Origin of the sequence: Micromonospora sp. CNB394 (assembly GCF_000374985.1) — a bacterium.
Taxonomy (GTDB): domain Bacteria; phylum Actinomycetota; class Actinomycetes; order Mycobacteriales; family Micromonosporaceae; genus Micromonospora; species Micromonospora marina.
In genome coordinates this window covers 30,580-53,244 of the sequence record NZ_KB895844.1, presented here as the reverse complement: position 1 = coordinate 53,244, position 22,665 = coordinate 30,580, and the positions used below count along the sequence as shown (strand labels likewise).

20 protein-coding genes and 1 pseudogene are annotated in these 22,665 nt (G+C 74.9%); 14 read left to right on the top strand and 7 right to left on the bottom strand.

The features are described 5' to 3' along the window. The first annotated feature begins 15 nt into the window (after positions 1-15). The 5 genes from C569_RS0120600 (at position 16) to C569_RS0120580 (ending at position 5,179) form a co-directional block, all read left to right on the top strand. The gene (locus tag C569_RS0120600; protein WP_018787662.1) at positions 16-768 is read left to right on the top strand and encodes an SDR family NAD(P)-dependent oxidoreductase; all 753 of its coding nucleotides are present in this window, start codon (positions 16-18) and stop codon (positions 766-768) included. A 99-nt stretch (positions 769-867) separates the two neighbouring features. Further along, positions 868-1,575: a helix-hairpin-helix domain-containing protein gene (locus tag C569_RS30645; RefSeq protein WP_231394850.1), complete on the top strand. Its 708-nt coding sequence runs from the start codon at positions 868-870 to the stop codon at positions 1,573-1,575. Next, a complete protein-coding gene (locus C569_RS0120590) occupies positions 1,572-3,683 on the top strand; it encodes a RecQ family ATP-dependent DNA helicase (RefSeq protein ID WP_026268434.1) in 2,112 nt (703 codons plus the stop codon). Before C569_RS30645 ends, C569_RS0120590 begins: the two co-directional genes overlap by 4 nt. A 151-nt stretch (positions 3,684-3,834) precedes the next feature. Next, a complete protein-coding gene (locus tag C569_RS0120585; RefSeq protein WP_018787659.1) occupies positions 3,835-4,065 on the top strand; it encodes a heavy-metal-associated domain-containing protein in 231 nt (76 codons plus the stop codon). Continuing rightward, positions 4,058-5,179, top strand: coding sequence for a hypothetical protein (locus tag C569_RS0120580; RefSeq protein ID WP_018787658.1), 1,122 nt, complete (start codon positions 4,058-4,060; stop codon positions 5,177-5,179). The genes C569_RS0120585 and C569_RS0120580 overlap by 8 nt, the downstream gene beginning before the upstream one ends. A gap of 20 nt (positions 5,180-5,199) precedes the next feature. Here C569_RS0120580 and C569_RS0120575 read toward each other — a convergent pair whose 3' ends face one another. Beyond that, complete coding sequence (locus tag C569_RS0120575) at positions 5,200-5,619, bottom strand: helix-turn-helix transcriptional regulator (protein WP_026268433.1); 420 nt, start codon at positions 5,617-5,619, stop codon at positions 5,200-5,202. A gap of 191 nt (positions 5,620-5,810) precedes the next feature. Here C569_RS0120575 and C569_RS0120570 point away from each other — a divergent pair, with 191 nt between their 5' ends. Continuing rightward, the gene (locus tag C569_RS0120570) at positions 5,811-6,242 is read left to right on the top strand and encodes a hypothetical protein (protein WP_018787657.1); all 432 of its coding nucleotides are present in this window, start codon (positions 5,811-5,813) and stop codon (positions 6,240-6,242) included. An 11-nt stretch (positions 6,243-6,253) separates the two neighbouring features. Here C569_RS0120570 and C569_RS0120565 read toward each other — a convergent pair whose 3' ends face one another. Together C569_RS0120565 and C569_RS0120560 are read right to left on the bottom strand one after the other, a co-directional pair. Continuing rightward, on the bottom strand, positions 6,254-7,402 hold the full coding sequence (locus C569_RS0120565; RefSeq protein WP_018787656.1) for an SAM-dependent methyltransferase: 1,149 nt from the start codon (positions 7,400-7,402) through the stop codon (positions 6,254-6,256). A 161-nt stretch (positions 7,403-7,563) separates the two neighbouring features. Next, the gene (locus tag C569_RS0120560; RefSeq protein ID WP_018787655.1) at positions 7,564-9,216 is read right to left on the bottom strand and encodes a DEAD/DEAH box helicase; all 1,653 of its coding nucleotides are present in this window, start codon (positions 9,214-9,216) and stop codon (positions 7,564-7,566) included. Between the two features lie 282 nt (positions 9,217-9,498). Here C569_RS0120560 and C569_RS30640 point away from each other — a divergent pair, with 282 nt between their 5' ends. Continuing rightward, positions 9,499-9,723 carry a ferritin-like fold-containing protein gene (locus tag C569_RS30640; RefSeq protein ID WP_018787653.1) on the top strand — a complete coding sequence of 75 codons (225 nt, stop codon included), beginning with the start codon at positions 9,499-9,501 and terminating at the stop codon, positions 9,721-9,723. A 136-nt stretch (positions 9,724-9,859) separates the two neighbouring features. Here the strand turns inward: C569_RS30640 and C569_RS0120545 are convergent, their stop codons facing one another. Both C569_RS0120545 and C569_RS0120540 read right to left on the bottom strand, forming a co-directional pair. Next, entirely contained in the window at positions 9,860-10,087 is a 228-nt protein-coding gene (locus C569_RS0120545) for a DUF3107 domain-containing protein (protein ID WP_018787652.1), read from the bottom strand. A gap of 65 nt (positions 10,088-10,152) precedes the next feature. Further along, positions 10,153-10,791: a TetR/AcrR family transcriptional regulator gene (locus tag C569_RS0120540; protein WP_018787651.1), complete on the bottom strand. Its 639-nt coding sequence runs from the start codon at positions 10,789-10,791 to the stop codon at positions 10,153-10,155. A 149-nt stretch (positions 10,792-10,940) separates the two neighbouring features. Between C569_RS0120540 and C569_RS0120535 the strand changes: the two genes are divergently transcribed. The 6 genes and pseudogenes from C569_RS0120535 to C569_RS35090 form a co-directional block, all read left to right on the top strand. Continuing rightward, a complete protein-coding gene (locus C569_RS0120535) occupies positions 10,941-13,781 on the top strand; it encodes a hypothetical protein (protein ID WP_036346398.1) in 2,841 nt (946 codons plus the stop codon). Positions 13,782-13,821: 40 nt separating this feature from the next. Continuing rightward, complete coding sequence (locus C569_RS0120530) at positions 13,822-14,820, top strand: alpha/beta fold hydrolase (protein ID WP_018787650.1); 999 nt, start codon at positions 13,822-13,824, stop codon at positions 14,818-14,820. Positions 14,821-14,825: 5 nt separating this feature from the next. Continuing rightward, positions 14,826-15,704 carry a DUF3152 domain-containing protein gene (locus tag C569_RS0120525; RefSeq protein WP_026268431.1) on the top strand — a complete coding sequence of 293 codons (879 nt, stop codon included), beginning with the start codon at positions 14,826-14,828 and terminating at the stop codon, positions 15,702-15,704. 78 nt (positions 15,705-15,782) lie between these two features. Further along, on the top strand, positions 15,783-16,601 hold the full coding sequence (locus tag C569_RS0120520) for a DUF3152 domain-containing protein (RefSeq protein WP_026268430.1): 819 nt from the start codon (positions 15,783-15,785) through the stop codon (positions 16,599-16,601). 41 nt (positions 16,602-16,642) lie between these two features. Next, on the top strand, positions 16,643-17,890 hold the full coding sequence (moeZ, locus tag C569_RS0120515) for an adenylyltransferase/sulfurtransferase MoeZ (protein ID WP_026268429.1): 1,248 nt from the start codon (positions 16,643-16,645) through the stop codon (positions 17,888-17,890). A 42-nt stretch (positions 17,891-17,932) separates the two neighbouring features. Continuing rightward, positions 17,933-18,865 (top strand): annotated as a pseudogene (locus tag C569_RS35090) (prenyltransferase/squalene oxidase repeat-containing protein); the annotation flags it as partial. Positions 18,866-19,859: 994 nt separating this feature from the next. Here the strand turns inward: C569_RS35090 and C569_RS0120505 are convergent. Beyond that, entirely contained in the window at positions 19,860-21,101 is a 1,242-nt protein-coding gene (locus C569_RS0120505) for a glutamate-5-semialdehyde dehydrogenase (protein ID WP_018787645.1), read from the bottom strand. A 77-nt stretch (positions 21,102-21,178) separates the two neighbouring features. Then, on the bottom strand, positions 21,179-22,336 hold the full coding sequence (gene proB / locus C569_RS0120500; RefSeq protein ID WP_051090510.1) for a glutamate 5-kinase: 1,158 nt from the start codon (positions 22,334-22,336) through the stop codon (positions 21,179-21,181). Positions 22,337-22,349: 13 nt separating this feature from the next. On the opposite strand from proB, the gene C569_RS0120495 reads away from it, so the two are divergent. Then, positions 22,350-22,664 (top strand): MGMT family protein, encoded by a 315-nt coding sequence (locus C569_RS0120495; RefSeq protein WP_018787643.1) that lies wholly within the window; start codon positions 22,350-22,352, stop codon positions 22,662-22,664. Position 22,665 lies beyond the last annotated feature (1 nt).

Here is a 22,665-nt window from a genome sequence, read left to right as displayed (position 1 = left end):
GGAAGGGAAGACGTCATGGGGGAGCTGCGGCGGCTGGCTGTGGTCAGTGGGGGTGGGACCGGGATCGGGGCCTCCGTCGCCCACGGGCTCGTGATCGACGGGTTCGACGTGATCGTGGTGGGACGGCGGGGCGACGTGCTCGAATCGACGGCACGGCGGATCTGTGACGAGAGCGGGCGGGACGGGGCGGTCGTGGCTGTCGCCGCCGACCTGACCGATCCGGCGCAGGTCGGAGCGGTGGTGGACGCGGTCGGGGATCGTGCCGTGGATGCCGTGGTCAACAACGCCGGCGGTTACCTCAGCGGGTCGACCGACTCGCTCGCCGGTGTGGCGGACTGGTGGCGGGCCAACCTGGACGCCAACGTGCTGACCGCCGTGCTGCTCACCGAGGCGCTGCTGCCGGCCCTGAGCCGCCCCGGCGGCCGGGTGGTCCTGCTCAGCTCGATCGCCGCGCAGCGCGGTGGCGGCGGGCCGTACTCGGCCGCGAAGGCCGCACTGCACGGCTGGGCGTACGACCTGGCCGCCCAGCTCGGTCCGGAACAGATCACTGTGAACGTGGTCAGCCCCGGCTACGTGGCCGAGACCGAGTTCTTCGGCGACCGGATGACGCCGGAGGGGCACGCCAAGCGGGTCGCCGCCACGCTCGTCGGCCGGGCCGGTGAGCCGGACGACATCGCGGCGGCCGTGCGCTACCTGGTCGGCCCGTCCGCCGGGTACGTCACCGGGCAGGTGCTCGGCGTCAACGGCGGTTCCGTGCTCGGCCGCTGACACGCGGAAGGGGCGGCCCCCCGTGTGGCCGCCGCCCCTGCGCCGCTGTTCGGCGGCCCCGTGCCGCCGGCCAGGCGGCCGGCCGGAGTGCCCAGGTGGTTGAGCGTCTTCGCGACAGTCAGCGGTGCGTTCGTCGCCCTGTTCTCGTTCGGCCTGCTCACCTGGCTGGTGGTGCTGCTCTACGGGTTCTGGCGGCGGGGCTGGGGCAACGTCCTCGCCGCGGTCTACTACCTGACCGTCGGCGTGACGTTCGTGGTGGTCATCGGCGGCAGCGAGACGGAGGAGGTCAGCGGACCCCGAGGCGCCCTGATCCTGGTCTGGCTGGTTACCTGGATCTCGGGCGTCCCGCACGTGGTGCTGCTCAACGGCCGGCTGCTCGCCTGGCTGCGTGGCCTGTGGCGGGGCCGGCCGTACGCCGACCGCAGCCGGCTGCGCCGGGAGTACGCCCGGTACCTGCTCTACCAGTACCCGTCGGCGCGGGACGACCTGCGCATCGGCCGCCCCGACCTGCCCCGCGCGTACGACGACGGCGGACTGGTGGACGTGAACTCGGTGCCGGACCACGTGATCGCGGGGCTGCCGGGGCTGACCCGGTCACAGGCGCAGCACGTGGTGGCCGACCGGCGGATACGCGGCCCGTACACGTCGATGGAGGAGCTGGCGTCGCGGTGCCTGCTGCCGGCGGCGGCGACGGACTCGCTGCGCGAGCTGCTGATCTTCCTGCCGCCCGTATCGCCGCCCGCGCCGCCTTCGTCGACCCCTGGTCCGCCGGTGACGTCGGTGGACCCTGGTAGAAATGCCGGATGAGCCAGGATCGGATGGCCGTCCGGGAGCGCGCCGAGGCGGTGCTGCGGCGGCTGGCGGGCGACCACGCCCGGCTGCGCGAGGACCAGTGGCGGGCCATCGAGGCGCTCGTGGTCGACCGGCGCCGGGTGCTCTGCGTGCAGCGCACCGGCTGGGGCAAGTCGGCCGTCTACTTCGTGGCCACCGCGCTGCTGCGCGACGGCGGTCGGCACGGGCCGACCGTGATCGTCTCGCCGCTGCTGGCGCTGATGCGCAACCAGGTCGAGTCCGCCGCCCGCGCCGGCATCCGGGCGCGCACCATCAACTCGGCGAACCTGGAAGAGTGGGACGAGATCACCGCCGAGATCCACGCCGGTGCGGTCGACGTGCTGCTGATCAGCCCGGAGCGCCTGAACAACCCCGACTTCCGCGACGGGGTACTGCCGAAGCTCGCCGCCACCACCGGGCTGCTCGTGGTCGACGAGGCGCACTGCGTCTCCGACTGGGGGCACGACTTCCGCCCCGACTACCGGCGGCTGCGCACGTTTCTGGCCAACCTGCCCGAGCGCACGCCGGTGCTGGCCACCACCGCCACCGCCAACGTCCGGGTCACGCAGGACGTGGCCGAGCAACTCGGCGACGCGCTGGTGCTGCGGGGCACCCTGGACCGGGAGTCGCTGCGCCTCGGCGTACTCGACCTGCCGAGCCCGGCCCACCGCCTGGCCTGGCTGGCCGACCACCTGGACCGGCTCCCCGGCTCGGGGATTGTCTACACGCTCACCGTCGCGGCGGCCACCGAGACGGCCGACTTCCTGCGCGGCCGGGGCTGGTCCGTGGCGTCGTACACCGGCCAGGCCGAGGACGCCGACCGGCGGGCCGCCGAGCAGGACCTGCTGGACAACAAGATCAAGGCGCTGGTCGCCACCAGCGCGCTCGGCATGGGCTTCGACAAGCCCGACCTCGGCTTCGTCGTGCACCTGGGCGCGCCGCCCTCGCCGATCGCCTACTACCAGCAGGTCGGCCGCGCGGGCCGGGCCGTCGAGCACGCCGAGGTGCTGCTGCTGCCCGGCGTCGAGGACGCGGCGATCTGGCGGTACTTCGCCTCGCTCGCCTTCCCGCCCGAGGAACAGGTCCGCGCTGTGCTCGCCGCGCTGGACACCGACCGGCCGATCTCCACCCAGGCCCTCGAACCGGTGGTCGACCTGCGCCGGACCCGGCTGGAGCTGATGCTCAAGGTGCTCGACGTGGACGGCGCGGTCCGCCGGGTGCGTGGCGGCTGGCTCGCGACCGGCGAGCCGTGGGTCTACGACGAGGCCCGGTTGCGGCGCGTCGCCGACGCGCGCGCCGCCGAGCAGCGGGCCATGCGCGAGTACGCCTCGACGTCCGGCTGCCGGATGCGCTACCTGCGGGAAGGGCTGGACGACACGGGGGCGCAGGACTGCGGCCGGTGCGACAACTGCGCCGGCCCGCTGTTCGACGCCGCCGTCTCCGATCAGGCGCTGACCGCCGCGCAGACGTTCCTCGGGCGTCCCGGCGTGCCGATCCCGCCGAAGAAGCTCTGGCCCACCGGGTTGGAGGCGGTCGGCGTACCCCTGAAGGGCCGCATCTCCCCGGCGGAGCAGGCGCTGGCCGGCCGGGCCGTGGGGCGCCTGTCCGACCTGGGGTGGGGCGGGCGGCTGCGCGGACTGGTCGGGCCGGAGGCGCCGGACGGCCCGGTGCCCGACGACGTGGTGGCGGCCGTGGTCGAGGTGCTGAAGGCGTGGGCGCACGGCGACGACCCGTGGCCCCGGCGGCCGGTGGGCGTGGTGGCGGTCGGCTCCCGGACGCGACCGCTGCTCGTCGGCTCGCTCGCCGAGCGGATCGCCGCCGTGGGCCGGCTGCCGCTGCTCGGCCAGGTCGTCCCGGCCGGCGGTGGCGGGCCGCGCGGCAACAGCGCCCAGCGGGTACGCGCGCTGCACGACGCCTTCCTGCTGCCCGATGAGCTGGCCGGTGCGTTGGCGGAGCTGGACGGTCCGGTGCTGCTGGTGGACGACCTGGTCGACTCGGGCTGGACGATGGGCGTGGTGGCGCGGCTGCTGCGGCGGGCCGGTGCGCCGGACGTGCTGCCGCTGGCGCTGGCGGTGGCCGGCTGACCCGTCCGGGCGCCGGTTCCCGGCGTGTTGCCGGTCGCCGCGGGGAGGTCCGGGCGTGCGCGGAAAGTTCCCGGGCCGGGCGGAATGCGAGCGTCACCACCGTCGGCGGACCGTCGTCGGGTCCGGACCCGGGCGGCGGTACCGTGGGGTCATGACCGAGCAGCGACCCGTCGTCCAGACGTACACCGTGACCGGGATGACCTGCGAACACTGCGTCAAGGCGGTGACCGAGGAGCTGTCCGCGCTGCCCGGTGTCGACGAGGTCCGGATCGATCTGGCGAACGGTACCGCCACTGTCACCAGCGCGACGCCGCTGTCCGACGAGTCCGTGCGTGCCGCCGTGGACGAGGCGGGTTACGAGCTGGTCGGCGGCGGTGCCTGAGTCGTCGTCAGTCACCTCCGACCCCGGCGTCGTCCCCGACGACGCCGGGGCCGGCTCAGGCGCTCCCGCTGCGCAGCCCGGGGACGCGGTGCTGACCCGGGACGCGGTGCTGACCCGAGACGCGGCGCTGGTCGGGAACGGCGCGGGTGGTCCGGCCGGGACGGCCGGGACGGCCGGGCCCGTCGCGGTGGACCGGGAGACGCTGCGGCTGGCCCTGGTGGTGGGCGGCCTGGTGCTCGCCGTCCTGCTCGGTTTCGGCCTCGGTCGGATGAACGCGCCGGCCGGCCCGGCCCGGCCCGCGACGGCCGGCGGGGCCGCCACGGGCGGCGCCGACGGTGGCGTGCACGCCCACGCACCGGGGACCGGCGCGCACACGCACGACGGCGCCACAGTCACCCAGGGCGGCGGCGACGGCGCGACCGGACTGTCGATCACCTCGGCCGGCTACACGTTGGTGCCGTCGACCGGGCTGGTCGCGGGCCGCGCCGGTGAGCTGCGCTTCCAGATCCGCGACGACCAGCGCCGGGCGGTCACCCGGTTCGCCGTGGTGCACGACAAACCGATGCACGTGATCATGGTCCGGCGTGACCTCGGCGGCTACCGGCACCTGCACCCGGCGATGGCCGCCGACGGCACCTGGTCGGTGCCGATCACCGCACCGGCGGCGGGCCCCTGGCGGATGTACGCGGACTTCACCGCGGTGGCCGACGACGGTCGCCAGGTCGCCGTGGTCCTCGGTGCCGACCTGACCGCGTCCGGCGCGTACCGGCCCGGGCCGCTGCCCGCCGCCGCCACGTCGGCCACCGTCGACGGGTTCACCGTCGGGTACACCGGAACGCCGGAGGTGGGGAAGTCGGTGCCGCTGCGGTTCCGGGTCACCGGCGCGGACGGCGCGGCGGCGGCGCTGGAGCCGTACCTCGGGGCGTACGGGCACCTGGTGGCATTGCGCCAGGGCGACCTCGGTTACCTGCACGTGCACCCGGAGCAGGTGCGCGACGGCGACGACGTGACGTTCTGGCTGACCGCGCCGGGGCCGGGCAGCTACCGGATGTTCCTGGACTTCCAGGTCGGCGGCGTGGTGCGCACCGCGGAGTTCACGCTGACCGTCGCCTGAGTCGCGAGCCGCCTGGGCGGTCAGCCGGCCCGGCGGACCGGGCGGCGGGCAAGGTAGCGGAGCAGGTCGCGGATGTGGTGCTTCTCCTCGGCGGGCACGTTCGGGTCGGCGAGCCGATCCAGGATCACCCGCACGTCGGCCTCCACCGGGCCGTCCTCGGCACCCCGGCGGCGGGGCACCGGCCCGGCGTCGGGCAGGCCCAGCGCGCGGAACGCGGCCGCCACGGGCAGGTCGAGGGCGGCGCAGAAGCCGCGGACCTTCGCGAGTTCGGGGTAGTCCTGCCAGTCGCCGGCCAGCCAGCGGAACACTGTGGAGCGGCCGACACCGGTGTGGGTGGCGAGGTCGGTCACCGTCCAGCCGCGCTCCTCGCGCGCGGCGTCGATGGCCCGGCGTACGAAGCGCGCGAAGGCCATCTGCGGCGAAACGTCTGCGGAACCCATCCCTGGCGGATCTGTCCTTCCTCCGGTGGCCCGGCTCGCTCGTCGAGCCTAGTACGCCGGGCCGGAGAAGTAACTGACTGATCGGTCCGGAAGTCCCGTCGGCGAGACCCGGACGACTACGGAAGCTCGCTTCGGGCAATACGCTTCGGGTAATAGGCTGAGGGAACCCTGTGAGTCGATGGAGGAGCAGCATGGCCGAGCCGGAACGTCCCGTACCGCATCGCCCCGGCGCGGTGAGCCTGTTCTTCGTGGCCAAGGCCGCGGTGTTCGCGCTCGGGTTCTGGATCTGGCTGCTGGTGCTGGCGGTACGCGGCGGCGAGGCGACCGGCGTACACCTGATCGCCGCCACCGGCGCGATCTGCACCACCCTGGCCGCGGTGGTGCTCGGCGCTCGGCTGGCGTTGCAGCGCAACGCCGCCGCGCGGCACGCCGAGCTGAAGCGGCTGCTCGTCGACATCTCGTGGAACGCCTTCGCCGCCGCCGGGAACGCCGAGCAGCCCGGCAAGGTGGTGCCGTTCCCGAGCGCACCGCACGACGGCGCGCGGGCGCCGAACCGGGGCGCCGGTGAGCGGGTGCCGGTGCTGGACCGGGGCGACCGCAACCGGGGCGACCGGGGACGGTAGACCGCTGCCGCTCAGCGCGCCTCGGTCAGCAGCGTCTCCAGCCGGGGCGTGACACCCCACTGGCCGACCAGCTCGCGATACTCGGCGCGCTGCCCGTCGGTCGGCGCACCGGCTGTCCGCCGGGCCCGGATGAGCAGGTTGCGCGGGGTGTGCTGGGAGTCGACGAACTCCACCACCTCGGCGCGGTAGCCGTGCAGTCGCAGCAGCGCGGCCCGCAGCGAGTCGGTGAGCACGTCGGCGAACCGCTCCCGCAGGATGCCCTGCCGGGTCAGCAACTCGTACGGTGCCGGGGCCGGACCGGCGCGGAGCTGGGCGGCCAGGTCGTGGTGGCAGCAGGGCGCGGCGAGCACCCAGCGGGCGCCCCAGCGCACGGCCCGGGCCAGCGCCTCGTCGGTCGCGGTGTCGCAGGCGTGCAGCGCCAGCACCAGGTCGGGTGCCGGTTCGACTGATGCGTCGGCGATGGTGCCGGCCACGAAGCCGACCCGGTCGGCCCAGCCCAGCCGCTCGGCCAGCTCGGTGTTGCGGCGGCGCTGGTCCTCGCGCACGTCCACCCCGACCAGCGTCACGTCCAGGCCGCGCTGGACCAGGTGACGGTAGGCGGCGAAGGTCAGGTAGGCGTTGCCGCAGCCCAGGTCCACCACGCGCAGCGGGCCGGTGAGGTCGTCGGGCAGCGTCGCCGCGAGCGCGCGCAGGAACGCGTCGACCTGGCGGCGCTTGGCCGCCGAGCCGCCGATCTCCCGGAACAGGGGATCACCGGGGTCGAGCAGCCACTCCTTGGCGCGATCGTGCCCGCCCGGCTCGGTGGCCGGACGGCTGGCCGCCGCACGGTGCACCTGCGCCTCGCCGGACTTGGTGACCCGGAGCTGGAGCGTGGCGTCGGCGGTCTCGACGTGCCAGTTGCCGAACGGTTCGGCGAGCAGTTCGTCGACTGCGGCGCCGGCCTCCGTGCCGGGTGCCACGTTGCGGGTGTGCGGCCGAGATCCGTCGGAGACGGCGATCTGCAACCGGGGACCGGCCTTCAGCGTGACCGGGCGCAGTTCCGCGCGCACGACCGAGGGGCGCTGCCCACGACGGCGCCCGGCGGCGACCGCGCGGGTCAGCCCCGGCGCGAGCAGCAGCGCCCGCACCTCGGCCAGCGCGGAGTCCAACGCTTCCGGCATCAGTACCTACCTTTCCTGCCTCCGCCCCGGCGATCATGAGGTTGGCGGCCGTGAGCACGGCGTGTCGCGCCGTCAACTTCATGATCGTCGCAGGTGGTGAGGGGCGGGGATGGGGACGGCCTCCGGGACCGGGGTCCGGGAGGCCGTATCCGTGGTGTGCGTCAGTCGGTGGTGGTGGACTCGGCGGGTGCGCCGGTGCCGCTGCGGCGACGGCGGCGGCGACGGGGCTTGGTGCTCGCCACCTCGCCCTCCGCGGGCTGCGGTGCGGCGGCGGCCTCGGCCGTGCCCTCGGTGCCGATCACCGCGGTCGGCTCACCGGCCACCGTCTCGCCGGCCCGGCGACGACGCCGCCGACGCGGGGTACGCGGGGTCTCTTCGTCACCGCCGTCGGCCTGCCCGGTGGACGAACCGGCGGCGGGACCGGCCTCGCCGCCCCGGCGCCGGCCGCGGTCGCCGCGCTCACGGCCCCGGCTGTCGCCCCGGCGCTCGCCGCGCCGCGACCGGCCGCCACCGCCCAGGTCCTCCTCGACCTCGGCGGACAGACCGGCCCGGGTGCGCTCCGCGGTCGGCAGCGTGCCGCTGATGTCCGTCGGGATGTCCAGGTCCGTGTAGAGGTGCGCGGAGGTGTGGTACGTCTCCGGCGGCTCGGGCATGTCCAGCCCGAGCGTCTTGTCGATGATCCGCCAGCGGGGCATGTCGTCCCAGTCGACGAACGTCACGGCGGAACCCGTGGCCCCGGCCCGGCCGGTACGGCCGATGCGGTGGGTGTAGGTGTCCTGGTCCTCGGGGCAGTCATAGTTGATCACGTGGGTGACGCCCGTGACGTCGATGCCCCGGGCGGCCACGTCGGTGGCGACCAACGTGTCGATCTTGCCGGCCCGGAACGCCCGCAGCGCCCGCTCGCGCGCGCCCTGGCCTAGGTCACCGTGCACGGCGGCGACGGCGAAGCCGCGGAAGTCGAGATCCTCGGCGACCCGGTCGGCGGCCCGCTTGGTGCGGGTGAAGATCATGGTCAGCCCGCGGCCCTCGGCCTGCAGGATGCGCGCCACGATCTCGACCTTGTTCAGCGAGTGGGTGCGGTACGCGAGCTGCTTGGTCTGCGGCGACGGACCGGTCTCGGCGGTGTGCCCGGCGTGGATCGTCACCGGCCGGCGCAGGAAGCGCCGGGACAGCGCGACGATCGGGTCCGGCATGGTGGCCGAGAACAGCATGGTCTGCCGGTCCTCCGGCAGCATCGCCAGGATCTTCTCGACGTCGTCCAGGAAGCCCAGGTCGAGCATGCGGTCGGCCTCGTCGAGGACGAGCGCACGGACCCGGTCGAGCCGCAGGTGCTTCTGCTTCTGCAGGTCCAGCAGGCGGCCCGGGGTGCCGACCAGGATCTCGACGCCCTTGCGGAGCGCCTCGATCTGCGGCTCGTACGCCACACCGCCGTAGATCGGCAGCACCCGGACACCCCGGGTACGGCCGGCGGCGTCGAGGTCCTTGGCGACCTGGATGCCCAGCTCGCGGGTGGGTACGACGACAAGCGCCTGCGGGACGCCGTCGCTGCCCTCGGACGGGGCGAACACCCGCTCCAGCAGCGGGATGCCGAAGCCGAGCGTCTTGCCGGTGCCGGTCGGCGCCTGCCCGATCAGGTCGACGCCGCGCAGCGCGATCGGCAGCGCGTACTCCTGGATGGCGAAGGCGCGGGTGATGCCGGCGGCGGCCAGCGCCTCGACGGTCTCCTGCCGCGCGCCGAGCGCGGCGAACGTGGGTGCCTCCGGGGGGACCGGAGCGGTGGGGGCCAGTGGCTGGCCGGAAATCTGTTCGCTCATGTGGATGTGGGGGTGCCCTCTCGTGGTGCGCCCCTTCTGTCCTCAGGGCGCGATCGGTGTGGCGCGGGCCACGCGGTCAGGGGCGAACTCGCCGAGCCGGACCGGGCCGCACGCGCGTCGGGGACCGGCGTTGATCAGCAAGTGACCGAATCGGTGCCCACGGCAACTGTCTCATCGTACCTGAACGGCCAGCGGGTCGTCCCGATTCCAGGTGGTGGCCGTGTACGCGGGGTGATTACCTGTGACTCGGGTCACATGCGAGACGCCGGTAGCCCTGCGCTCGTGTCCGCCCCCGAAGCTCTGCCCGACCCTGCCGCGGCCGACCTGTTCGGGCTCGTCGCCCATGGCGAACCGCTCGCGTTCGACCGCCTCGCCGCCGCCGAGATCCGGGCCGCGATCGAGGTCGATCCCCGCACGGCCGGGCGGCTGTCGATGTGGGTGCGGCGGCTGCTGGGCGAGGCACTGTCCCAGGCGGGCCGGGCGGCCGGGGCGCGCTCGTCGCGTTGATCAGGTGGACCGGCGGGGACGTGCCGGGGCTGCTGCGCCGGCTGACCGATGCGCACACCGCGCGGATGGCAGCCGCCGGATCGAACAACTGAGCCGCCGTGGCGGGAGCCCGCCACGGCGGCCGGTGCCGCGGGAATCAGCGAACGGTGAACCCGACCGCGCGAGGCGACGCCTCGGCGATCTCGACGTAGGCGACCTTGCCGACCGGCACGATCACGCGCCGGCCCTTCTCGTCGGTCAGCGAGAGCGTGCCCTCACCCTTGGCGAAGGCGTCGGTCACGATCTGCTCGATCTCGGCCGGCGACTGCGCGCTCTCCAGGACCAGCTCCCGCGGCGCGTACTGCACGCCGATCTTGACCTCCACTGTGCCTCCTCAACTGGGGCGAAAAAGCCACCGTGGGAAGGCTATCCGATCCGGCGGCCCGATGTTCAGGCCGACTCACCTTGCAGCGGGAAGCTGGCGATGCCACGCCACGACAGGGCCGCTACCAGCGCCTCGGCCTCCGCCTTGGGCACCTGGCGGCCGCCGGCGAGCCAGAACTGGGCGGCCGTCTCGGCGGCGCCGACCAGACCCGAGGCGAGCAGTTGGGCGTGCGAGCGGCTGACCCCGGTGTCCGAGATGATCGTGTCGGTGATCGCCGCGATGCAGCCCTGCTCGACCCGCTCCACCCGCTGCCGCACCGCCGGGTCGTTGCGCAGGTCCGACTCGAAGACCAGCCGGAACGCCTCGCTCTCGTGGTCGACGAAGTCGAAGTACGCGCGCACCGCGGCGCCGACGCGCTCCTTGTTGTCGTTGGTGCCGCTCATCGCGTCCTGCACGTTGGCCACTATCGCGTCACAGTGCGTGTCCAGCAGTGCCAGGTACAGGTCCATCTTCCCGGGGAAGTGTTGGTAGAGCACCGGCTTGGAGACACCGGCCCGCTCGGCGATGTCGTCCATCGCGGCGGCGTGGTAGCCCTGCGCGACGAACACCTCCTGGGCGGCGGCGAGCAGCTGCTTACGGCGCGCCGAGCGGGGCAGGCGGGTGGGCCGACCGGCGGTCTGTGCACCGTTCCCCACTGCGGTCATCGGATCCTCCGAGTATCTGCGTACGAGCCGGCACGTATCACCCGAACCGGTCCGGGTTCGTGAACCCGTCGCGGAATTGGCCCGCCGCTGTAACTTATCGCCACTGTCACCACACGGTAGCCTCAGCGGGGGCGACCAAGGAGCGCGCGGTGAGTGAAACAGGGCAACCCGGAGCCGCCACCCCGGGAGAGCACGGCGACGGGACGGGCCAGCAGGACGACCCGGTCCGTACCGGCGGCGGTTGGGCGCCCCCGCCGAGCGGCTGGTCCCGCGGCGCTCCGGCGTCCGGCGGCTGGCCCTACGGCGACCTCGGCGGTTGGGCCGCCTCCTCGCCCCGGCACGGCGACCTGCCGGCCCCGCTGCCCGGCCACTCCGCGCCGGAACCGGGCCGCGTCAACGGCCGCCACGTCAACGGCGTGCACCACGCCGGGGAGGAGTCGCCAGTGACCCGCCAGGCGCCGGTCAGCGCCCCGCCCGCGGACGAGCCGCCCCGGCCGGCCGACGGCGAGCGGCTGGCCGTACCGGCCCCGCGCCCGGCGCCGACGATCGAGCAGCCGGCCGACCCGGGAGAGGCCACCGGTTCCCGGCACGCCGCCGACGACCCGGCCGCCCGGGCCCCGCGCTGGGCCGACAGCGGGCCGACCTCCGCGCCGCCGGCTCTCCAGGTCCCGCCGGTCGGCGCCGCCGCCTCCGGCTTCGAGGTGCCGCCGGGCTTCCACGCGCCGAACACCGAATCCACCCCGTCGCTGTCCCGCGGCTGGGCCGACCGGCCGATCACCCCGCCGGTCCCGAGCCGGCCGGAGCACGCACCGGGCGACGTGCACCCGCCGGAGGGCCGGGCGGTCACCGCCGAGCCACGGGCCGCGGCCGAGATCCCGGCGGACGACCCGAGAGCCGCCGCCGAACCGGACTGGTCGGGGCCGTCCTGGAACCGCCCGAGCTGGGGTGAAGGCTGGGCCCCGCCGTGGGCCCGCACCGACGAGCCGCCGGCCCGCCGGGCCGAGGAGCCGCCGGTCCGGGGCCCGGAGGAGCCGCCGGCCCGCCGCACCGGAGAGCCCGTCGCCGAGCGGCGGGAGTGGGAGGACGACAGCGCCGCCCACCGCACCCCCCGCGAGGACCGCGCGGCCGAGTGGGCGCCCGAGCCGGTGCGGCAGTACGAGCCGGCCCGCGTCGAACCGCCGGCCGCCTACGAGCCACCCCGACCCGAGCCGGTACGGCAGTACGAGCCGATGCGCGCCGAGCCTGCCCCGGGACCGGAGGCGGCGCGGCCGTACCCGCCGTCCGCCGAGTCCGAGGCGTCCTGGCCGTACGAGCCGGGTGCCGGGCCCGAGCCAGCGCGCCGGTACGAGCCGCCGGCCGCACCCGAGCCGGCGACCGAGGCGACCCGGCCGTTCCGGCTGGCCCGGGGCGACGCCGAACCGCCGCACGGCTACGACCGGCCCTCCTGGGCCGGGCCGCCGGTGCCGGTCGCCCCGCTGGGCGCGCCCGCCGGCCCCGCGCCGACCAGCGCCCCGCCCGCCCCGGCCGGTGGATACGCTCCGGCGCCCCCCACCGAAGCGGCCGCCACCGCCCCGCCGACCTCAGGCGTGCCCGCCACGAGCGGCGCGCCCCGTTTCGACCGCACACCCGCGTCCCACCCGACGAGCGCCCCTCCCTACGCCGCCCGCCGGTCCGCACCGGAACCGGTGCCGGCCGCCGACGCGGTCGCCGAGCCCCGACCGGAGGATCCGTCCCCCGTGCTGCCGCAGCGCGTCCCCTCGGAACCGGACGTGCCAGTCGTGCCGGAGCCACCGGCAGTGGAACCGTCCGCCGAGACCCCCGAACTCGCCCGCATCGCCACCCACCTGCGCCGCGACGACGAACCCGCGCCACTACGGGAGCGGCCGGAGGGCTTCGACGTCAACGCGATCCTCGACGCGGTCCGGGAGGTGGCGGGCGTACGCGACGCCGCGCTGCGCCGCACCCCGGCCGGCGCGCACAGCCTCCGGCTCGACCTGGCCGACGGCGCGGACCCGGCCGAGGTGAGCCGCCTGGTGGCCCGGCTGCTCCAGGAGCGGATGGGCCTGGCCGCCGCCCCGCAGAACCTGCCCGGCGAGCCCGCCGTGCCGCCACCGGCGCCGCTGCGCCGCCGGTCGGCGCGGCTGGACCGCTCCGGTGAGGCGCGCGCGGGCGAGAACCGGGCACCCGGCGGGCAGTCCGCGCCGGGCCAGGCCCGTACCGACGGGACCGGCGCCGCGCAGCCCGAGCCGGGCGAGGCCCGCAACGGTGACGAGACGGGCGGCGACGAGATGCCGGCGCGGACCGGTGTGGCACGTCCGGCCGCGAACCGGTCCGGCGACGCGCGGTTCGGCGCGGACCGCGCCACGCGGCCGGCCGAGGTGCCCGGCGACGGCGACGAGCCGCCGCGCCGCCGCCGGCAGGCCACCCACCGGGGCCGGGCCGCTGTGGACGAGACGTCGCTGGCCGCCGCGCCGACCGGCATGTCCACCGGCAGCCCGGTCACGCTCGGTACGTCGTACTCCGGTGGGCAGATGACCACGACGGAGACCGCGCCGTCGCGACCGCTGGACACCGGCGGCGTGCCGGGGCCCCGCGTGGTGATCGAGCACGTCCTGGTGAGCACGTTCGGCCTGGACGCCACCACGGAGGTCCGCCTGGTCGCCGGTGACCGGACGGCCGAGGGGCACGCGACCGGGCCGGCCGTCGACGGGTACGTGCTGCGGCTCTGCGCGGTGGCCGCGGCCGCCGCGGTGGACGAGCTGCTCGGCCGGGCCGTCCCGGCCGGCGAGCGGGGCCGGTGCTTCGTGGAGCACGCCGCGGTGGTGCCGTTCGGCAACTGCGAGGTCGCCACAGTGGTGGTGCTGCTCGTCTGCGACGGCTGGGTGGAGCAGCTGGCCGGTTCGGCGCTGGTGGCCGGGGATCCCCGGCAGGCGGTCGTGCGGGCCACGCTCGCGGCGGTGAACCGGCGGCTGGAGGCGCTGCTCTCCTGAGCGCGTGTGCGGTACGGCCCCGGCGGGGAAGACTGGAGGCATGAAGCGCGCCGCACTGTGGCCGGAGCACAGCCTTCCCGCACACCACGTCCCGCCGCCCTGGCCCGGCCGGCACGTACGCCTCGACGGCACGCTCGTGCACGTCCGCGACACCCCGGCCACCGGTGGCGGCGCGGAGCCCGCGCTGTACGTGCACGGCCTCGGCGGGTCGGCGCAGAACTGGACCGACCTGGCCGGGCTGCTCGCGGACCGGCTCGACGGGCAGGCGATCGACCTGCCCGGCTTCGGGCGCAGCGAACCCGGCCCGCGCTACACGATCCCGTCCTTCGCCGATCGGGTGATCCGGTGGATCGAGCACAGCGACCGGGGCCCGGTGCACCTGTTCGGCAACTCGCTCGGCGGCGCGATCACGGTCCGGGTGGCGGCGTTGCGCCCGGACCTGGTCCGCACGCTCACCCTGGTCTCACCCGCCCTGCCGTTCCTGGACTTCCGCCGCTCGTTGCAGGGGCGGATGCTCCCGCTGCTGGCGATCCCCCGGGGCGAACGGCTGGCCGCCTGGCGGCTGGCCCAGTTCAGCCCGGAGGTGACGGCGCAGCAGGTGATGGAGGCCTGCGTGGCGGACCTGACCCGGATCAGCGAGCAGCGCCGGCAGGAGGCGATCGACGAGATCCGGATCCGGTACGAGGCGGCCCACTACGCCGCGGCGTACGTGCGGACGTTCCGGGGCCTGGTCGGCAGCTTCCTGCGTTCGTACCTGCCGGGGGAGGGCGCGCTCTGGCGGCAGGCGGCGGCGGTACGGGTGCCCACGCTCGTGGTGGGCGGGCGGCAGGACCGGCTGGTCGACGTGCGGGTGGCGCCGCAGGCGGCCCGGGTCATCCCGGACAGCCGGCTGCTGATGCTCGACGGCGTCGGGCATGTGGCCCAGTTGGAGGTGCCCCGGACCGTGGCGCGGGCGGTGCTCGGCCTGCTGGCCGAGGCGACCCCGTCGCTCGTCACCGGCATGGGGGAGAGCGGAACGGAGCGCGACATGGCAGGCTGAGCCGGATGCCCAGCTCACGCCGTCCTCGTGCCGCCCGCTCCCGTTCCTCGCTCCGTCACTGGCGTACCGTGCTCGTGGTCTGCGCCTTCGTCGTCGCCGCCGCGGTCGGTGTCGGCGCGGCGGTGCAACTGCCGTCGGCGGGTGCGGTGGCGCGGTTCACCGACGGGTTCGTCGCCCAGCCGCCGGCCTCAACGCCGGGACCGTCCATGCCGGGACCGTCCATGCCGAGCGTTCCGCCGTCGCCTCCGGTGGTGCCCAGTTCTCCGGCCGCGCCGGTGCTGACGCTGTCCGACCCCGGTCCGGCGAAGGGCCGGGGCAGCTTCGCGTACGACGAGCGGCCCAGCGGCGTGCTCGGCCGCTCGGGGACGCTGCGCCGCTACCGGGTGGCGGTGGAGAACGGCTCCGGCGAGGAGGTCACCGCCTTCGGTGAGGCGGTGCAGCGGGCCTTGGCCGGCCCGGGCAGCTGGGTCGACGGCGGCCGGTTGCGGTTGCAGCGGGTCGGCTCGGACGACCGGTACGACTTCACGGTCTACCTGGCCACCCGCGACACGGCCGGACGGCTGTGCGGGGCGGGCGGGATCGACATCCGGGTGGGCGGCGTGCCGTACACGTCGTGCCGGGTGGCGGGCAAGGTGGTGATCAACCTGGCCCGGTGGCGTACCTCGGCGCCGCATCTGGTCGACGCCGGGATGCCGCTGGACGCGTACCGCCTCTACGTGGTCAACCACGAGGTGGGTCACCAGCTCGGGCACCGGCACGAGGGGTGCCCGGGTGCGGGCCGGGCGGCGCCGGTGATGCAGCAGCAGACGCTCTTCCTCAAGGGCTGCCGGCCGAACCCGTGGCCCTACCTGGGTGGCAAGCGGTACACCGGGCCGTCCCTCTGAGCGCCGGCTTGTGAATAACATTCGCGGCATAGGTGGCAAAAGCAGCTAAATGCCCGAATTGCATGGGACGCTGGGGTCATGACGTCGTCGTCCCGTTACGACAACCCGGCGGCACCGCCACCCGAGCGTCCCACGCGGCGCCGGATGCGCCGGCGCCGGCGCCGCTCGGTTCTGCTGCTGGCGATGCTGCTCGCGGCCCTGAGCGGCGCGGCCGGCGTCACCCGCCTGAACGCGCCGCCGTCCGGGCACACGCCGCTCGCCGCCGAACCGTCGCTGGCCCGCGGCGCCGAGGCCGACGTCCCGGCCGCGGCGCCGACCGGCTACCCCACCGCCGGCCCCGGAACGTTCGCGGTGGCGCAGGGCCGGTCCCCGGTACGCGGGCAGGACGGCCCGCTGCGCCGCTACCGGGTCGAGGTCGAGCAGGGTACGGGGCAGGACGCCGACGGGTTCGCCGCCACCGTGGACGCGGTACTCGGCGACCCGCGCAGTTGGATCGCGTCCGGGGACCTGCGGGTGCAACGGGTGCCCGAGGCGGTCGCTGCCGACTTCACCGTCTACCTCGCCACCCCGGTAACCTCCGAGCGGATGTGCGCCGAGGGTGGCCTGCGCACCGATCGGTACACCTCCTGCCGGCTGCCCGGCCGGGTCGTGCTCAACCTGGCCCGGTGGATGACGGCGGTGCCCGACTACGGCGCCCCGCTGGAGGTCTACCGCACATACGTGATCAACCACGAGGTCGGGCACGAGTTCGGCGAACTGCACCAGGCGTGCCCCGAGCCCGGAGCGCCCGCCCCGGTGATGCAGCAGCAGACGTACGGGCTGGACGGCTGCCTGCCCAACGCCTGGCCGTACGTCGGCGGGACGCGATACTCCGGCGAGCCCACCGACGGCGTCTGAGTTATTCCCGGTCCCGCAGTTCGGGCGCAGTGTCCCTCATCATGGCCGATCCCCGTCCGGGCGAGCGACAATGGCGCGGTCACACCGCCGATTCCGGGGAGTCCACCGTGTCGTTGCCCCCGCTCGTCGAACCCGCCGCCGAGCTGACCGTAGACGAGATCCGCCGCTACTCGCGCCACCTGATCATCCCGGACGTCGGGGTGGAGGGGCAGAAGCGGCTGAAGAACGCCCGGGTGCTCTGTGTCGGCGCCGGTGGCCTCGGCTCGCCGGCCCTGCTCTACCTGGCCGCGGCAGGTGTCGGCACGCTCGGCATCATCGACTTCGACACCGTCGACGAGTCGAACCTGCAGCGCCAGGTCATCCACGGCGTCTCCGACGTGGGCCGGTCCAAGGCGGAGTCCGCCGCGGCGTCGATCCGCGAGATCAACCCGCTGGTCGACGTGGAGATCCACAACACCGCGCTGGACCGGGAGAACGTTCGGGACATCTTCTCCCGGTACGACCTGATCGTCGACGGCACCGACAACTTCGCCACCCGCTACATGGTCAACGACGCGGCGGTGCTGCTCGGCAAGCCGTACGTCTGGGGCTCGATCTACCGCTTCGACGGCCAGGCGTCGGTGTTCTGGGCCGAGCACGGCCCCTGCTACCGCTGCCTCTACCCGGAGCCCCCGCCGCCCGGCATGGTCCCGTCCTGCGCCGAGGGCGGCGTGCTCGGCGTGCTCTGCGCGTCGATCGGGTCGATCCAGGTCAACGAGGCGATCAAGCTGCTCGCCGGCATCGGTGAGCCGCTCGTCGGCCGGCTGATGGTCTACGACGCCCTGGAGATGAGCTACCGCAAGATCAAGGTTCGTAAGGACCCGAACTGCGTGCTCTGCGGCGAGAACCCGACCCTCACCGACCTGATGGAGGACTACGAGGACTTCTGCGGCGCGGTCTCCGACGAGGCGCAGGAGGCGGTGGTCGACTCGACCATCACCGCGCTGGAGCTGAAGGACTGGCAGGACTCCGGCAAGGACATCTTCCTGGTCGACGTGCGCGAGCCCGCCGAGTACGAGATCGTCCGGATCCCCGGCGCGACGCTCATCCCCAAGGGCGAGATCCTGTCCGGCGAGGCGCTGGCCAAGTTCCCGCAGGACCGGCAGATCGTGCTGCACTGCAAGTCCGGCGTCCGCTCCGCCGAGGCGCTGGCCGCGCTGAAGGCGGCGGGCTTCTCCGACGCGGTGCACCTCCAGGGCGGTGTGCTCTCCTGGGTCAAGCAGGTCGACCCGTCGCTGCCCGCGTACTGAGTCTTCTCGATGGGCCCGCCCGGCGTCCCGGGCGGGCCCATCGTGCTCTCCGGCGCCCCTGGCGTGGGCATACGCCGATCGCGGCGACCGCTGGGCCGGGTGGTCCTGACCGAGCTACCGAGGCGTGACGTCGGCCGCGCCAGTACCGTCAGTGCCGTGGTCGACTTGGACGCGGCGATCGGATTCGTCGTCGCTCACGGTGACGCGGTGGACCGCGCCCGCCTCTCCCGGCTGCGCTCCGGCGCTCCGGTGCCGCCCGACGTGCTCGACGCCGCCGAGGCCGGACAGGCGCCGGGCGGTGGCTGGCCCGCCGTCCTCGACGGCGACGTCGCCTCGATCGACGCGACCTGCTTCCGCCTGGCCGAGCTGGACGACCTCGGCGCGCTGGGCCGCCCGGCCGCCCGGCACGCGCTGGACTGGCTGGCCGCCCGGCAACTACCCGACGGCGGCTGGGACGAGGACCCCTCACTGGCCGGGCTCGCCCCCGAGTGGGCCACCCCGGGCGACCCCGAGGCTCGGCTCTACCAGACCGCCAACGCCGGATTCTGGCTCACCGTGGCCGGGCTGGACGCCCGGGCCGCCGGGCCGCTGGACCACCGGGTCGGCGGCGCGTACGCCGGTGTGGTGCAGGCGGCGGCGCAGGCGCTGGCCGCGCAGCTCGCGCCGGACGGAAGCTGGCCGTCGTTCCTGCCGGCCGGCTGGCTCGCCGCCGCGGTGCTGCACCGCCAGCAGATGTACTACGAGTCGGCGCGCATCCAGGCGGTGCTGGCCGACCGGGTCCCGCAGATGTCCCCGGCCGACGTGGCCTGGCTGGCCGCCACACTGCGCCGGGCCGACGTGGGCGAGGAGCAGTGGCTGCTGGTCTCGGCGCGCAGGCGGCTCGCCGAGACCCAGCGCAGCGACGGCGGCTGGGACAGCGACGACGGCCACCAGTTCGACGTGCACACCACGCTGCGGGCGATCCGCGCGTGCCGCCCGGACACGCCCGAGGCCCCGGTGTCCGGAGCGCCGTTCGTGGTGCCGCAGACCGCCGAGCTGCCCGCGCCGCCGGCCATACCGGCCCCGCGCCGGCTCCCCGCCTCTCCGCCGTCCGCCACGCCTGCGCCGCCTGTCTCCTCGCCTCCGTCATCCGCGCCCGTGTCTCCGTCTTCCGCGCCCGTGTCCCCGCCGTCCGGGTCCGTGTCTGCGCTGCCCGCGCCCGTCTCTGCGCCTGGGTCGGCCGCGCCCGCCCCCGCCCCTGCGCCTTCGGCCGCGCCCGCCCCCGCCCCTGCGCCTTCGGCCGCGCCCGCCCCCGCCCTTCCGCTGTCCACGTTTGCCAGCCCTGCCCTGGCTCGCCCGCTGACGGGCCCGGCCGGGGGATCTGCTGCATCGGCGGGTTTCGGTTCCGACCCGTCGGTCCGCCGTGGCCCTGAGCTTTCGTCCGGCCGCGGGCCCGAATCGTCGGCGGGCTTCGGCCCTGACCTGCCCTCCGGTCCCGACCCCGGCCCGTCGACCGGACCGGTGGCAGCGCCCGCGCTGTCGGCTGGTCCGGACGGTGGGCCGGGTCCGTGGTCTGACTGGATCGTCACGCCCGGCCTGCTCCCCGAAGAGGGCACCGGGATTGCTGCGCGTTCGGTGCCGGACCTGCCGCCCGGCCCGGTTATGCCCGGTCTACCTCCGTTGGTTGCGACGCCGCGTGCGGCCCCGGTGTCTCCCGGGACGCCTCCGCTCGCCACGCCGCCGCCGGCGCCCATGGCCCCGACGATCGCCTCCTCGCTGCAGCCCGGCACATTCCCGCCGGTCGACCCCGCCGAACCGGCGGACGGTGGTCCACTCCAGCTCGCGTAGCCCAACCCGTCGATGATCAACACCGGTTCGGCGAAGTGGCGGCATCAGGGGCGCCGGGATGCCGCCACCTCGCCGATCTGGCGGCGGCCCCACCAGTACGGCGAGGTGGCGCTACCGCAAGCACGCCACGAGCCGGAGCCGGTCAGCGTACGTGGCCGTCCCCGGTGACCACGTACTTCGTGCTGGTCAGCTCCGGCAGGCCCATCGGGCCGCGCGCGTGCAGCTTCTGCGTCGAGATGCCGATCTCCGCGCCGAACCCGAACTCGCCGCCGTCGGTGAAACGGGTGGACGCGTTGACCATGACCGCGGCGGAGTCCACCCGGGCCACGAACTCCCGGGCCGCCCGCTGCGAATCGGTGACGATCGCCTCGGTGTGGCCGGTGCCGTACCGGCGGATGTGCGCGACCGCCGCGTCCAGCGAGTCGACCACCGCCACCGAGATGTCGGCGGAGAGGTACTCGGCGCCGAAGTCCTCCTCGGTGGCCGGGACCACGGCGTCGGAGTGGGCGGCGACAGCGGGCGTGCCGTGCACAGTCACCCCGGCCTCGGCGAACGCGGCCAGCACGGCCGGCAGGAACGCGTCCGCGACGTCGCGGTGCACCAGCAGCGACTCCGCGGTGTTGCAGGTGGACAGGCGCTGGGTCTTGGCGTTCAGCGTGATCGCCAGGGCCTTGCCGAGGTCGGCGGCGGCGTCCACGTACACGTGGCAGTTGCCCACACCGGTCTCGATGACAGGCACCGTCGACTCCTCCACGACGGCGCGGATCAGCGACGCGCCGCCGCGCGGGATCAGCACGTCGACCAGGCCGCGGGCGCGCATCAGCTCCTTCACCGAGTCGCGGGTGGTGGAGTCGAGCAACTGCACCGCGTCCGCCGGCAGCCCGGCACCGGAGACCGCGTCGCGCAGCACCGCGACCAGCGCCGCGTTGGAGTGCGCGGCCGACGAGGAGCCGCGCAGCAGCGCCGCGTTGCCGGACTTCAGGCAGATCCCGGCGGCGTCGACAGTCACGTTGGGCCGGCCCTCGTAGACGATGCCGACCACCCCGAACGGCACCCGCACCTGTCGCAGCTCCAAGCCGTTGGGCAGCGTCGAGCCGCGTACCACCTCACCCAACGGGTCGGGCAGTGCGGCCATCTGGCGCAGCGCGTCGGCGATGGCCGCCACCCGGCCCTCGTCGAGCGCGAGCCGGTCCAGCACGGCCGCGGACAGCCCGGCCTCGCGCCCGGCCGCCAGGTCCGCCGCGTTCGCCGCCAGAACCTCTGCGGTACGCGCCACGAGCGCGTCGGCCATCGCGTGCAGCGCGGCGTCCTTGACGGTACGGGTGGCCGTGGCCAGGGCTTCCGCCGCGTCCCGGGCTCGCCGGGCCTGCTCGACGACGCTCATCGTGCTTCTCCTTCGGAGGTGTTTTTTTTAAGGAAGGGCCCCTTATTAACAGACGTCTGTTAATAAGGGGCCCTTCCTTACAGCAGGACCAGGTCGTCGCGGTGGACGACCTCGCGTTCGTACGCCGGGCCGAGCGCCGCGGCGAGTTCGGAGGTGGAACGGCCGAGCAGGCCGGGCAGCTCCACCGCGTCGTAGTTGACCAGGCCCCGGGCCACCGGCGCGCCGGCGGTGTCGACCAGGTCCACCGGGTCGCCGGCGGTGAACGCGCCGTCGACGGCGGTGATGCCGGCGGGCAGCAGCGACTTGCGCCGGCCGACCACCGCCTGCACCGCGCCCGGATCGAGGTGCAGCCGGCCGCGGGGGGCGGTGGCGTGCGCCAGCCAGAACAGCCGGGCTGCGGGGCGGCGGCTGCTCGGGTGGAAGTACGTGCCGACCGGCTCACCGGCCAGCGCCGGCCCGGCCAGCGGCGCGGCGGTGAGCACCACCGGGATGCCGAAGCCGGTGGCGATCCGGGCCGCCTCGACCTTCGTCACCATGCCGCCGGTGCCCACTCCGGCGCGCCCGGCCCCGCCGATGTCCACGCCCGCCAGGTCGCTCTCGCCGTGCACCTCGGTGATCCGGGTGCTGCCCGGCCGGGCCGGGTCGCCGGTCCAGAGCGCGTCGACGTCGGAGAGCAGCACCAGTAGGTCGGCGTCGACGAGCGCGGCGACGAGGGCGGCCAGGCGGTCGTTGTCGCCGAACCGGATCTCGTCGGTGGCCACCGTGTCGTTCTCGTTGACGATCGGCACCGCGCGCAGGTCCAGCAGCTTGCGCAACGTCCGGTACGCGTTGCGGTAGTGCGCCCGCCGGGTCACGTCGTCCACGGTGAGCAGGACCTGCCCGACGGTGCGGCTGTGCCGGGCGAACGCCGCGGCGTACCGGCCGATCAGCATGCCCTGGCCGACGCTGGCGGCGGCCTGCTGGGTGGCCAGGTCGCGCGGGCGCCGGGTCAGCCGCAGTGGGGCGAGTCCGGCGGCGATCGCGCCGGAGGAGACCAGCACCACCTCACGTCCGTCGGCGGCGAGCCCGCCGAGCGTGTCGACGAGCGCGTCGACCCGGGCGTCGTCGAGGCCGCCCGTCGTGGTGGTCAGCGAGGACGAACCGATTTTGACCACGACCCGCCGGGCCGAGGTGACTGCTTCGCGCACCCGACCATTCTGCGCGCTGCGGTCTGCCACGCCTCGGCGCGTTCCCATATCGTGGCAGCTCGTGACACCTGACGAGTACGTCGAGGCGGTGCTGGCGCTGGTCGAGCGGATTCCGCCGGGGCGGGCGATGTCGTACGGGGCGGTGGCCGACGCGCTGGCCGAGCGCTCGGGGCGGGCGTCGCCGCGGCTGGTCGGTTCGATCATGGCCCGGCACGGTGGTGGGGTGCCGTGGCACCGGGTGGTGAACGCGGCCGGCCGGCTCCCGCCGGGGCACGAGCGCAAGGCCCGGGAACGGCTGCTCGCCGAAGGGTGCCCGCTGCGCGGCGACCGGGTGGACCTGGCGGCGGCGTCCTGGTCACCGGACGAGGGGATGTGAC

Excerpts from the sequence above, each read along its gene's own strand:
- C569_RS0120600 (WP_018787662.1), top strand. The coding sequence starts at position 16 with ATGGGGGAGCTGCGGCGGCTGGCTGTGGTCAGTGGGGGTGGGACCGGG.
- C569_RS0120590 (WP_026268434.1), top strand. The coding sequence starts at position 1,572 with ATGAGCCAGGATCGGATGGCCGTCCGGGAGCGCGCCGAGGCGGTGCTG.
- C569_RS0120585 (WP_018787659.1), top strand. The coding sequence starts at position 3,835 with ATGACCGAGCAGCGACCCGTCGTCCAGACGTACACCGTGACCGGGATG.
- C569_RS0120575 (WP_026268433.1), bottom strand. The coding sequence starts at position 5,619 with ATGGGTTCCGCAGACGTTTCGCCGCAGATGGCCTTCGCGCGCTTCGTA.
- C569_RS0120570 (WP_018787657.1), top strand. The coding sequence starts at position 5,811 with ATGGCCGAGCCGGAACGTCCCGTACCGCATCGCCCCGGCGCGGTGAGC.
- C569_RS0120565 (WP_018787656.1), bottom strand. The coding sequence starts at position 7,402 with ATGCCGGAAGCGTTGGACTCCGCGCTGGCCGAGGTGCGGGCGCTGCTG.
- C569_RS0120560 (WP_018787655.1), bottom strand. The coding sequence starts at position 9,216 with ATGAGCGAACAGATTTCCGGCCAGCCACTGGCCCCCACCGCTCCGGTC.
- C569_RS0120540 (WP_018787651.1), bottom strand. The coding sequence starts at position 10,791 with ATGACCGCAGTGGGGAACGGTGCACAGACCGCCGGTCGGCCCACCCGC.
- C569_RS0120530 (WP_018787650.1), top strand. The coding sequence starts at position 13,822 with ATGAAGCGCGCCGCACTGTGGCCGGAGCACAGCCTTCCCGCACACCAC.
- C569_RS0120525 (WP_026268431.1), top strand. The coding sequence starts at position 14,826 with ATGCCCAGCTCACGCCGTCCTCGTGCCGCCCGCTCCCGTTCCTCGCTC.
- C569_RS0120520 (WP_026268430.1), top strand. The coding sequence starts at position 15,783 with ATGACGTCGTCGTCCCGTTACGACAACCCGGCGGCACCGCCACCCGAG.
- moeZ (WP_026268429.1), top strand. The coding sequence starts at position 16,643 with ATGGCCGATCCCCGTCCGGGCGAGCGACAATGGCGCGGTCACACCGCC.
- C569_RS0120505 (WP_018787645.1), bottom strand. The coding sequence starts at position 21,101 with ATGAGCGTCGTCGAGCAGGCCCGGCGAGCCCGGGACGCGGCGGAAGCC.
- proB (WP_051090510.1), bottom strand. The coding sequence starts at position 22,336 with ATGGGAACGCGCCGAGGCGTGGCAGACCGCAGCGCGCAGAATGGTCGG.